Source organism: Pontibacter flavimaris (assembly GCF_001907195.1).
Taxonomy (GTDB): Bacteria; Bacteroidota; Bacteroidia; order Cytophagales; family Hymenobacteraceae; genus Pontibacter; species Pontibacter flavimaris.
This window is the reverse complement of record NZ_LVWA01000005.1, coordinates 403,819-416,130: the sequence shown is the minus strand read 5'-3', so window position 1 is coordinate 416,130 and position 12,312 is coordinate 403,819. Positions and strand designations below refer to the sequence as shown.

The 12,312-nt window shown below is 54.7% G+C and carries 9 protein-coding genes; 3 read left to right on the top strand and 6 right to left on the bottom strand.

Features of this window, described 5'->3' with window-relative positions; genetic code table 11:
* The first annotated feature begins 3 nt into the window (after nucleotides 1-3).
* From A3841_RS10095 to A3841_RS10085, 3 genes are all read left to right on the top strand, one after another.
* Nucleotides 4-654, top strand: a complete 651-nt coding sequence (locus A3841_RS10095) for a carbohydrate-binding family 9-like protein (protein WP_073852197.1) — start codon at nucleotides 4-6, stop codon at nucleotides 652-654.
* Between the two features lie 113 nt (nucleotides 655-767).
* On the top strand, nucleotides 768-2,219 hold the full coding sequence (locus A3841_RS10090) for a Gfo/Idh/MocA family protein (protein WP_073852196.1): 1,452 nt from the start codon (nucleotides 768-770) through the stop codon (nucleotides 2,217-2,219).
* 271 nt (nucleotides 2,220-2,490) lie between these two features.
* Entirely contained in the window at nucleotides 2,491-3,600 is a 1,110-nt protein-coding gene (locus tag A3841_RS10085) for a LacI family DNA-binding transcriptional regulator (RefSeq protein WP_235861347.1), read from the top strand.
* 813 nt (nucleotides 3,601-4,413) lie between these two features.
* Here the strand turns inward: A3841_RS10085 and A3841_RS10080 are convergent.
* From A3841_RS10080 to A3841_RS10055, 6 genes are all read right to left on the bottom strand, one after another.
* Entirely contained in the window at nucleotides 4,414-6,699 is a 2,286-nt protein-coding gene (locus tag A3841_RS10080; protein ID WP_073852195.1) for a GH92 family glycosyl hydrolase, read from the bottom strand.
* A 110-nt stretch (nucleotides 6,700-6,809) separates the two neighbouring features.
* Complete coding sequence (locus A3841_RS10075; protein ID WP_073852194.1) at nucleotides 6,810-7,589, bottom strand: L-fucose dehydrogenase; 780 nt, start codon at nucleotides 7,587-7,589, stop codon at nucleotides 6,810-6,812.
* Between the two features lie 2 nt (nucleotides 7,590-7,591).
* Nucleotides 7,592-8,425: an amidohydrolase family protein gene (locus A3841_RS10070; RefSeq protein ID WP_073852193.1), complete on the bottom strand. Its 834-nt coding sequence runs from the start codon at nucleotides 8,423-8,425 to the stop codon at nucleotides 7,592-7,594.
* A complete protein-coding gene (locus tag A3841_RS10065) occupies nucleotides 8,418-9,269 on the bottom strand; it encodes a fumarylacetoacetate hydrolase family protein (protein ID WP_073852192.1) in 852 nt (283 codons plus the stop codon). Before A3841_RS10065 ends, A3841_RS10070 begins: the two co-directional genes overlap by 8 nt.
* A gap of 282 nt (nucleotides 9,270-9,551) precedes the next feature.
* Nucleotides 9,552-10,316 carry an SDR family NAD(P)-dependent oxidoreductase gene (locus A3841_RS10060; protein ID WP_073852191.1) on the bottom strand — a complete coding sequence of 255 codons (765 nt, stop codon included), beginning with the start codon at nucleotides 10,314-10,316 and terminating at the stop codon, nucleotides 9,552-9,554.
* 248 nt (nucleotides 10,317-10,564) lie between these two features.
* Nucleotides 10,565-12,220: a UxaA family hydrolase gene (locus A3841_RS10055; protein ID WP_073852190.1), complete on the bottom strand. Its 1,656-nt coding sequence runs from the start codon at nucleotides 12,218-12,220 to the stop codon at nucleotides 10,565-10,567.
* Nucleotides 12,221-12,312: the final 92 nt, after the last annotated feature.

The window sequence follows — 12,312 nt, the reverse complement described above, 5'->3', positions numbered from 1 at the left end:
AACATGAAACAACTGCTCGTCCCTGCACTACCTGCCCTGCAGCCCACTAGCCCGCTTTCCGACGTGTCGGAGGTGCTTGACCTGCTCCCCGCGCAACGCATCGACGTGGCGCCCTGGCCCTCTGGCGGGGCAAAGGTAGAAGCGGGCTTCACGCTTGCCCACAGCGGCAGCCACCTGCTGCTCAAGTATAAAGTACGGGAGCAGGCGGTGCTGGCGCGTTACAGAAACATCAACGATCCTGTTTACAAGGACACTTGCGTGGAGTTCTTTATCTCTTTTGGGGAGGAGCCCGCTTACTATAACATAGAGGCCAACTGCCTGGGTACCTGCCTGGTAGCCTATGGCCCGGGGAAGCAGGATAGAAAGCCACTCGCTGTAGAGGCTATCTCACAAATAGAGCACCTGGCCAACCTTAAGGTAGCCAACCACGGCCAAAAGGAGCGGGCCTGGGAGCTGACCCTCCGGATACCTGCCGCAGTGTTTACCGAACACCGGCTGGAGCACTTTGCCGGGCTGCAGGCCCGGGGCAACTTTTATAAATGCGGGGATGATCTGCCGGAGCCCCACTTCCTGGTCTGGAACCCGGTAACGGCTCCCGTGCCAAATTTTCACTGCCCCAAGGATTTTGGCGCCATCTCTTTCAGTGAAGGATGATACCCGCGAGCAGAGACCTCAGACGGAGGAGCATCAGGCAGGATTTATACTTGACCGGATCATTTCAACATAACATAACCGAAACATCAGCTTAACTTCTAACCTATAAAACCATGAGTAGTAACCGCAGAGAATTCTTGAAACTTTCCGGTCTGGCTGGGATAAGCATCGCCGGCACAGGCTTGCTCGCAGGCTGTGCCACAGGCGCCGCAGAAGAGCAATCGAAGTCCAACCTGGCCCAGATAGCACAACAGGCCCAACGCAAGCACACGCAGCAGTTTAACATGAGTGGCTACAGTGCCCCCAAGCTAAACAAGGTGCGCATCGGATTTGTGGGCCTGGGCATGCGCGGCCCCGGCGCCGTGTACCGCATGAGCAACATTGAAGGCGTAGAGATAAAGGCGCTCTGCGACCTGCTCCCGGAGCGGGCCGAGAAAGTAAAAAAGGAGCTGCAGGAAAGAACAGGCTCTGCCCACAACCCCACCCTCTACTCCGGTAAGGAAGAATCCTGGAAGGAAATGTTTAACCGGGACGACCTGGACCTGATCTATATCACCACGCCCTGGCACCTGCACGCCCCACAGGCCATTTATGCCATGGAGCACGGCAAGCACGCTGCCGTGGAGGTGCCGGCCGCCACAAGTATAGAAGAGTGCTGGCAACTGGTAGAGACATCGGAGCGCACCAAGAAGCACTGCATGATGCTGGAGAACTGCTGCTACGACTTCTTCGAGATCCTGACGCTGAACATGGCCCGCCAGGGCTACTTTGGCGAGATCGTGCACGGCGAGGGTGCCTACATCCACCAACTACTGGACCTGAACTTCGACAAGGACGGCTACCAGAACATGTGGCGCCTGCGCGAGAACATGACCCGCAACGGCAGCCTCTACCCTACCCACGGCCTTGGCCCTATCTGCCAGGTGATGAACGTGAACCGCGGCGACGTAATGGACTACCTCACTTCGGTATCGACGGACGATTTCCAGATGTATGAGGAGGCGCAGAAGCGTGCCGAGGGCGATGCGTTCTACAAGGAATTCGTGCAGGATACCTATCGTGGCAACATGAACACCACCACCATCCGCACCAAGAAAGGCCGCACCATCATGATCCAGCACGACGTAACCACGCCGCGCCCTTACTCCCGCATCCACCTGGTGAGCGGCACCAAGGGCATGGCGCGTAAGTGGCCGGAGGCAAAGATCTCCAAAGGCCACGGCTGGCTCAAGCCAGAGGAGGTGAAGGCCCTGGAAGAGCAGTACACCCCGGAGATCGTGAAAAAGATCGGCGAGATGGCCAAGAAGATCGGCGGCCACGGCGGCATGGACTTCATGATGGACTGGCGCCTGATCGACTGCCTGCGCAACGGCCTGCCACTGGACCAGGATGTATACGACGCCGCCTCCTGGACGGCTGTGGGTCTGCTGAGCGAGTGGTCGGTAGCCAACCGCTCCAACTCCATCGACGTGCCTGACTTTACGGGTGGTGCCTGGCAGAAGAACGCGCCGGTAAACCTGTCGCTGGCAGGCGGCGGCACTACTAACGTGATCGTTAAATCCTAAGCTAACCAACGTATAACGCGCTGCCAGACTGCACGCCGTTTTATACTTTAGCCATAGCCCCGGCCACTAAAGCCGGGGCTTTTTTTATGCTTCCGGCAAGGCAAGGCTATACTTTTGCTGATTTGGGTTTCGCTTAAGAAGAATATTCCTTTAATTTTATATATTGTCGGGAGATAATGGCAGGAACACCTGAGACCGGCGTTGAAAAAGCTGCCAAAGCAGGTCGTTTTCGCGGGAACACCTCAAAGCAAAGTATAAATCCTCTGCACGCGTGAGCGGCGGAGCAAAGTATAAACTCACAAAAGAGACGCAGAACTTGAACAAGGTGGTAAGGATAAAGGATATTGCTGAGAAGGCGAATGTATCAACAGGAACCGTGGACCGTGTGCTTCATAACCGCGGCAGGGTGGCCGATGACGTGCGCCAGCGGGTGCTTAAAATTGCCGAGGAGCTCAACTACAAGCCCAACATCCTGGCCCGCGCCCTGGTTAACAACAAAATCTACCAGATAGCCGCCCTCATACCCGACCCTGCCTACGACCGCTACTGGAAGGCCCCGCAGGAGGGCATTGAAAAGGCCGAGGAGGAACTCCAGCAGTACGGCATGCGGGTGACACAATTCTGTTTCGACCCTTTCAACGCTGAGTCTTTTGTGAAGGAGGCCGATAAGGTAGCCTCCCGGTCATTTGATGGCATATTGGTGGCTCCTGTGTTTTACCGGCAGTCGCTGGCATACTTCAGTAAATGGAGGCGCCAGGGAATCCCCTTTGTGCTCTTCAATACGCAGATCCCTAATTACGAACCGCTCATGTACATCGGCCAGGACTCTTACCAGAGTGGTTTTCTGGCTGCCAAGTTACTGCATTATGGTAACCAGGAGAAAGGCTCTTTTCTGGTGGCGCATATTGAGGAGGATGTCGCGAACTCCTCCCACCTGATCAGCAAGGAGCAGGGCTTCGTGGATTACTTCGTGACGCAGGAACTGGAGGGCAAGTATAATGTAGTGCAGGTAGACGTGCAAGGCGGTGGCAAGCAAAGTATAATCCAGCAGCTCGACAAGGTTCTGAAAGACACACCAGACATCAGGGGCGTGTTTGTGACCAACTCCAAGGCCCACATTATGGCAGATTACCTGGCGCAGAAGAAGCTGCAGCACGTGCACCTGGTAGGCTACGACCTGATCGAGGAGAACCTGGCCCACCTGAACACCAACCACATCAATTTCCTGATCAACCAGAACCCCAGGGGCCAGGGATATTGGGGTATTCAGGGCCTGGCCGACCACCTGATCTTCAAGAAAAAGAACAACCCGATCAAGTACCTGCCACTGGATATCATCACAAAAGAGAACCTGCACTATTATATTGAGGCGGCCCAGTGAACTCGATAATGTAGCATCGCCCGCTGCGTGGATTTTATACTTTGGCTATACTTGTATACTTGTCTCTCGTTGCTGGCGCTTGTAGCTCGTGCCGCTTGTACTTAGGCTATACTTTCCAGTTTATACTTGCTGCTATACTTTATACTTTCCCTGGCGCAAGCGTCCGCTTGTGCCTTTTTATACTTGGATTATACTTAATACTTTGGCTATACTTGCTCATACTTGATTTATACTTTCCTAGCCGCTGCTTCCTTCCACTTGACACAGGCTATACTTGCTAGCTGCCGCTGATCCTCAGTCTTACTTGCCTATTGTTTTTATTTTATACTTTGGCTCCCTCAAGGCCGGGAGGCCGCGCCTTGGGGGTAGGGGCCCTCGATAAGGGCATCGCGCTGGGAGCTTTTCCTGCCCTCGTGCCTCGGGCTGCCTCACTCTCGTTCGGCACCGGAAAAACTCGCATAGGCGCTCAACCCAAAGGCTGGGATCAGATTCGATAGCCGCTGCCTTGCTGTCATCTCGACCTCAGGGAGAGATCCCTATAGAATTCCAGATAGATCTCTCGCGCTGCTCGAGATGACAAAGAAAGGATTTCACCTGTTCGTACATGGTCGCGACCTGTCCGAACAATACCGGCAGCAACTATAAAACTTATACTTTGGTTATAGCATTTACAGAGCTCCCCTCCTTGGACAAGGAGGGGTAGGGGTGGGGTGAAATTGAGCCCTGCGCTAAAAAAACATCCCTCTCCTAAAAGTATAGGAGAGGGATGCCAGTACCCAGTTGGAAGTATAAACTATCTTCTCTTTCTATATCCTATTTCTCCCGCGACATAGAATAAGGAAAAGCATCTTCTTTCGTGCCGCGCTGCTTGTTAGGCGAACCGGTCATCTCGAAATCCATACTTGCTCCTTTCATCAGCTCCTTATAGCTTAGCCAGTTTTTGTCGTAGGCTTTGCCATTGAGGCGCATACTTTGGATATAGCGGTTCTCATTGCTGTTCTGTGGTGCGTTGATCACGATCTCTTCTCCGTTCTCCAGCTTTAGGGTAGCCTTTTTAAACAGCGGCGCACCCAGCACATACTGGTCGGTGGCGGGCGTTACCGGGTAGAAACCCAGGGCCGAGAACACGTACCAGGCCGAGGTCTGACCATTGTCTTCGTCGCCGCAGTAGCCGTCCGGGGCCGAAGTATACATGCGGTTCATTGTTTCGCGCACCCAGTACTGCGCCTTCCAGGGCTCGCCGGCATAGTTGTAGAGGTAGATCATGTGCTGGATGGGCTGGTTGCCGTGAGCATACTGGCCCATGTTGGCAATCTGCATTTCCCGGATCTCGTGGATCACCTGGCCGTAATAACTCTCGTCGTACACGGGCGGCAGCGTGAATACCGAGTCGAGCTTGGCGGTAAAGTTAGCCTTGCCACCCATTAAATCGATCAGGCCCTGCACATCGTGGAACACCGACCAACTGTAGTGCCAGCTGTTGCCCTCCGTAAAGGCATCGCCCCACTTAAAGGGGTTAAACGGCGACTGAAACGTGCCGTCCTGGTTCTTGCCGCGCATCAGGCCCGTAGACGGGTCGTAGAGGTTGCGGTAGTTCTGGGCACGCTTGGCGTAGAGCTTGATTTCCTTTTTAGGCCTTTTGAGCGCTTTGGCCAGCTGGTAAATGGCAAAGTCATCGTAGGCATACTCCAGCGTGCGGGCAGCGTTCTCGTTGATCTTCACATCGTAAGGCACATAGCCCAGTTTGTTGTAGTAGGCGGCACCGGCACGACCTACCGCCGTCAGCGGCCCCTCGTTGTTAGCTCCCTTCAGCATGCCTTCGTAAAGCGCCTTGATATCTTGGCCGCGGATGCCTTTCAGGTAAGCATCTGCCACCACCGAGGCAGAGTTGTTGCCCACCATCACGTTGCGGTAACCCGGGCTCGCCCACTCCGGCAGCCAGCCGCCTTCCTTGTAAGTATTGGCCAGGCCCTCCTGAATCTCCGCGTTCACCGACGGGTACATCAGGTTCAGGAAAGGGAACAGCGCACGGAAGGTGTCCCAGAAACCGGTATCAGTATACATGAAGCCAGGCAGCACTTTGCCGTTGTACGGGCTGTAGTGCACTGTTTTTCCATTGGCATCGATCTCGTAGAACTTGCGCGGGAAAAGCAGCGTGCGGTACAGGTTAGAGTAGAAGGTGCTGATCTGCTCGGGCGTGCCGCCCTCCACAGCTACGCGGCTCAACTGCTCGTTCCAGGCCTTCTTGCCCTTTGTCTTCACCGTTTCAAAGTCGTCGTTGCCAATCTCCTTCAGGTTAAGCTCAGCCTGCTCCGGGCTGATGAACGAAGAGGCCACGCGCGCATTTACCTGCTCCCCTTTCTTCGTCTTGAAGCCGATAACGGCGCCGACGTGGTTGGCCTGCAGCTCCAGGTTGTTGCTCAGCGCGTTGTCCTGCCAGGTATGGGTGTAGGCAAAAGGCTTGTCAAACACGATCACAAAGTAGTTCTTGAAATTCTCCGGCACGCCCCCGCTGTTTTTAGTCGTGTAGCCCACGATCTTGTTCTCGCCCGGAATCACCTTCACATAAGAGCCCTGGTCAAAAGCATCCACCACCACAAAGGCACTGTCGGTTTGAGGGAAGGTGAAGCGGAAGCTGGCGGCGCGCTCGGTCGGCGTGATCTCGGTGGTCACGTCGTGGTCGGCCAGGTATACGCTGTAGTAGTAGGGCTTGGCCACCTCGGCCTTATGCGAGAACCAGCTGGCGCGGCTGTCCTGGTCGAAACGCAGCTTGCCGGTTACCGGCATGATGGCAAATTGCCCGTAGTCGTTCATCCACGGCGAGGGCTGGTGCGTCTGTTTAAATCCCCGAATCTTGTCGGCGCTGTACATGTAGCCCCAACCGTCGCCCATCTTGCCCGTTTGCGGCATCCAGAAGTTCATGCCCCAGGGCAGGGCAATGGCCGGATAGGTGTTGCCGTTGGAGAGGCTGTGCTTGGAGTCGGTTCCCACTAGCGGACTTACCCACTCCACCGGATCGGTTACTTTATCAACCAAAACGGTTTGGGCAGAAGCGGTAAATGTGGCAAGGGTGAAAAGAAACAGGAGCAATTTTTTCATGACATGTAAAGTAAGCGGGGTATGTTTATACTTTTAAAGGTTAAGCTTTTATCTATCCTTCAAGTATACAACATTCTGAATAAAGTGCCGCGCCGATTTATACTTTCCGGCTACAAAGCCCGGTCCAGGTGCACATAGCCGCCATCCACATGAATGAGCTGGCCGGTGGTGTGGCTGGATTTGGGCGAGAGCAGGAATGCGACCGTATTGGCAATCTCGGTGGTGGTGGTCATGCGCTGCTCCAGCGGAATTTTCTGTGTAATGGATTTCATTTTTTCCTCCGGATTATCGAACGTGCTGATCCAGGATTCGTAGAGCGGCGTCCAGGCTTCGGCCACGATCACGGCGTTAACTCTGATACTATAGGGCAACAGTTCCACGGCCCACTCGCGGGTGAGGGCGTTGCGGGCGCCGTTAGAAGCGGCATAAGCTGAAGTGCCTCCCTGGCCTGTCTCGGCCGTTTTGGAGCCAATGTTCACAATCGCGCCTTTTGATTCTTTGAGCGCTGGCAAGGCATAGTGCGCCATCAGGTAATAATGCACCACGTTCTTGTGGAGCGAAGCCATAAAGGCGTCGTAGCTGCCTTTTTCCAGCCCTACCCCATCGTTCACGCCAGCATTGTTCACCAGTCCGTCGATGCGGCCATACTTTTGCAGCACGGCCTGCACGGCCTGCTCACAGGCGGCGGGTTCTGTCAATTCAGCGACCACCTCAAAAGCCTGCCCGCCGGCAGCCTCTACCTCAGCTACCGTTTTCTGGTTGTCATCCTTGTTCCGGCCGATGATAACAGGTATAGCGCCTTCGCTGGCCAGCACCTGCACAATGCCTTCGCCGATGCCTTTGGCTCCGCCGGTCACGATGATGACTTTATCTTTGAGTTCTAAATCCATACTTATGTCAGGTTATAAAACGTAGCGGCGTTGCCACCGAAAACGGCCGCCTGTTCTTCTTTAGAGAAAGCGGAAAAGTACTCCTCCACAATGCCCAGCATCTCGCCATAACTGGCCGCTACCAGGCACACCGGCCAATCAGAGCCGAATAGTAGGCGGCTCGTGCCGAAGGTTTCCACAATGCTATCCAGGTAGGGGCGGAAGTCTTCTTTTTTCCAGTGCTGCCAGTCGGCCTCTGTTACCATGCCCGATACTTTACAGCACACGTTTTCATACTTGCCAAAAGCCTTTATACTTTGCCGCCACGCATCTATACTTTGGTTCTTGATGTCAGGCTTGGCCAGGTGGTCAATCACGAAAGGCTGATCGGGGAAAGCCGCCACGAACTCTCTGGAAAAATCGAGCTGGTTGGGGTAGATGAGCACATCGTAGGTATAGCCATACTTGCCCAACTTGCCCACCCCGCGCCTGAACTCGGGCCGCAGCATGATGGCCGGGTCCGGGTTGCCCTGCAGAATGTAGCGGAACCCTTTTAGCTTCTCGAACTGCTTGTAATAGGCCAGCTTCTCCTCCACGTCTTCGGCTAGAAGATCTACCCAACCGACTACGCCTTTCACAAAATCATACTTGGCAGCCTGCTCCAGCAGAAAATCGTTCTCCTCCTCCGGCTGCGCCGACTGCACCAGCACACAGCCATCGAAGCCGTGCTGGTGCAGCAGGGGCTGCAGGTCCCCGGGCAGGAAATCGCGCTGAATCACCGCCATCTCGTCAGTTATCCAGCTCTCGCGCCAGGGGTTATACTTCCAGAAATGCTGGTGGGCGTCTATTTTAAGCATAGGCGCTTACGGTTTGCTTCGAGGAGCCCAGCCCGTCGATGCCCAGTTCCACCACGTCGCCCTCCTTCAGGTATACTTGCGGGTGCATGCCCAGGCCTACTCCGGCTGGCGTACCTGTGGTGATCATGTCGCCTGGCAACAGGGTCATGAACTGGCTCAGGTAAGAAATCAGGAAAGGGATCTTGAAGATAAGGTTAGCGGTAGTGCCGTCCTGCATGGTCTTGCCGTTCACGGTCAGCCACAGGCGCAGGTTATCTACATCCTTCAGCTCATCCGGCGTGGCCAGGAACGGACCTACCGGCGCGAAGGTGTCGTTGCTTTTTCCTTTTACCCACTGCCCGCCGCGCTCCAACTGGAAGGCGCGCTCGCTGTAGTCGTTGTGCAGGGCGTAACCGGCCACATACTCCAGCGCCTCCTCTTCCGACACATAGGTCGCCTTCTTGCCAATCACTACGGCCAGCTCCACTTCCCAGTCCAGCTTCTCGGAATTTCTGGGGATGATCACATCATCATTCGGACCGCAAAGCGCGGAAGTGGCTTTAAAGAACACAATGGGCTCCTGCGGAATGGCGGCACCTGTTTCTTTGGCATGGTCGGCGTAGTTCAAGCCAATGCAAACAATCTTGGACGGACGGGCAATCGGCGATCCCAAGCGAACATCATCCGCTACTTGCGGCAGCTTGCCTTCATGCTGCTGCACAAAGGCTTTCAGGCGCTCCAGCCCGTTGCGCTGGAAGAATTGCTCGTTGTAGTCCTCGCCAAAGGCGGACACATCATACTTTATATTGTTCAGGATCACGCCGGCTTTCTCCTGGCCCGGCTCACCAAATCGGATTAATTTCATGGCAATTTTTGTAAGTATACTTTGGCTCTCAGCTTGCGCTGGAGCGGTTTGATTTAGAATGTGAAAATGTAAACTTGCCCCTACCTAAGAGGCTTCAGTTGCTATGCCGCGAGCGTCCACGCTCGTGACCGGCTATAGCATGGGCCTCCGGCCCAGTCGGATTACAAATCCGACACTATAGTAAGGCACGGGTTACAAACCCGCACCAGCAAATTAGCTGCAAGCCAGTTAAAAACTGGCCCCAAGCTAACTCCAAGTCACAGACTTGAAGCATGGAAAGAACTAATTATTCAGTGTGATAAAGCCACCATCAATCGGATAGTCACAGCCGGTGATGAAACTGGCCTCGTCTGAGCACAGGTACAGGGCCAGTGCGGCTACTTCTTCCGGCTTGGCCATGCGCCCGATGGGTTGCGTTTTGGAGAGCTTTTCGAACATCTCCTCTTCCTGGCCCGGGTAGTTCTTTGCGATAAAGCCATCCACGAAAGGCGTGTGCACGCGTGCCGGCGAGATGCTGTTGCAGCGGATGTGAGCGCCCAGGTAATCCTTGGCTACCGACATGGTCATGGCGTGGATGGCGCCCTTGCTCATGGTGTAGGCAAAGCGGTCGGGTATGCCCACGTGCGAGGCGATGGACGCCAGGTTGAGGATAGCCCCGCCACTGTGCTGTTTCATACTTGCCACGGCTGCCTGCAGGCAGTTGTAAGCGCCCTTCACGTTCACCTGGTAAATACGATCCAGGTCTTCTTCCGAGGTATTCTCCAGGTTACCCACATGCGCGATGCCGGCGTTGTTCACCAGGATATCCACCTGGGCTATACTTTTAAAAACCTCCCGTACCTGGCTCTGTTTGCTCACATCGCACGTATGGCTGTAGGCTTTGCCGCCGTTAGCTTCTATCTCTGAGAGTGTCTGTGCTGCCGCTTCGTGGCTCAGCTCAATGACATGCACCTCGGCGCCCTGCCGGGCAAAAACAATGGAAATAGCCTTGCCGATGCCGCTTCCGCCACCCGTCACTACGGCCTTCTTTCCGGTTAACTCAAACATGGTTATTTGTTGTTAGTTAGTAGTTGTTCGTTCTTAGGTATTGGGTTGATGTCTTATACTTTTTCTCGCGCTTTCCCCTGCTTTGGGTAGGTAACAGTTTCGTTCTATTTTTTTGTCATCCTGAAAGGATCTTGGTGGCAAGTAGCATAAGCTTAAACTCCCTTCTACCAGGTTTCTTTACAGAATGACGAATAATTTAAAAGAACTATACTCCCCTGCCTGCTTTAGGAAAAGAGAACAATCCGCCATTAAAGCGACACGCCGCGCTTCCAGAAGATGAAGTCGTCCTGGCCCAGCTCCATGGCCTTAGTGTCGAACTCGCCGCCGGCCAGGCCGATGATGTACTCCAGCATCTCCTCGCCCAGCTGCTCAATCGTTTTCTCCCCACTGATAACCGGACCTGCGTCCAGGTCGATGATGTCGGGCAGGCGGGTAGCGAGGCTGGTGTTGCTGGATACCTTCACGACCGGAGAAATCGGATTGCCGGTCGGGGTGCCCAGGCCAGTCGTGAATAACTGAATCGTACAGCCTGAACCGGCCATAGCGGTAGTACTCTCCACATCGTTACCGGGGGTGCAGAGCAAGGTAAGGCCGCTGCGACGGATGTACTGTCCGTAGCCCAGCACATCGGTTACCGGCGAGGTGCCGCCCTTTTTAGCTGCCCCCGCTGATTTGATGGCGTCCGTAATCAGGCCATCGCGGATGTTACCGGGCGAAGGGTTCATGTCAAAGCCTGAGCCCACGGCCTCGGCACGGGCAGCATAATCGCGCATAAGCGTTACGAAGCGATTGACTGTTTCCTCATCCACGCAGCGATTGATCAATTCCTGCTCCACCCCGCATAGCTCCGGAAACTCGCTCAGCACCACTTTTCCACCTAAAGCAGCAATTAAATCAGCCGCATAGCCCACCGCCGGATTGGCTGAGATGCCTGAAAAACCGTCTGAACCGCCGCACTCCACGCCCACTACCAATTTGTCCAATGGAGCAGGCTGGCGTTCTAACTTATTGGCCTCCGCTATACCTCTAAACGTCTGCAGAATTGCATCCGAAAGCATCGCTGATTCTGAAGCGGCTTTCTGCTGTTCAAAAATCAGCAGCGGTTTGGAGAAGCTTGGATCGCGTTCTTTGAGTTTTTCCTGCAATATGCTTACCTGCGCATGCTGGCAACCCAGGCTCAGCACCGTAATACCGGCCACGTTGGGATTCACACAGTAGCCCGCCAGTATGGCGCACAGGTTATCTGAATCCTCGCGGGTACCGCCGCAGCCACCATCGTGCACGATAAACTTCACGCCATCCACGTTCGGGAAGAGGCGCTGCTTGGAAGTATAAACCGGAGCTGCGTCAAAGGTATACTCCCGCAGGTCTTTGCCCTGCCTGTACAGTTCTGCCAGCTCCCGCACCTGCACTTCATACTTGTCGGTGGAAGTATAGCCCAACTCTTTGAGGAAGGCATTTTTAAGCGTTTCGATGTTGCGGTTTTCGCAGAACACCAGCGGCAGCACCAGCCAGTAATTGCGCGTGCCCACCTGTCCATCGGCGCGGTGGTAGCCCTGGAAGGTGCGGTTCTGCCACTTGCTCACGTCCGGTGCCTGCCACACGTACTCTTCTGTTTTCTTTGAAAAGCTCTCGGCCGCGTGCTTCAGGTTTTCGGTCGTCAGCAGGCTTCCGGCAGGCAGATCGCGTGTGGTTTTGCCCACCAGTACACCATACATGTATACTTCGGTACCAGCGGTCATGTCTGTGATGGTGAACTTATGCTTGGCCGCCACCGCGTCCTTCAGGGCAAATTCCTGCCCGTTAAAGTAGATCAGGCTGCCGGCTTTCTGGTCCTGCAGGGCCACCAGCACGTTGTCTTTGGGGTGGATCTGGAGGTATGTTTGTTTGGTTTCTGCTATCATGGGGTACTCGGTTATACTTTCTAATGGCGCAAGTCTTCAGACTTGTGTCCTATAATGATGTCGGGTCTGTGACTTGGCTGGCTTAAAAAGCC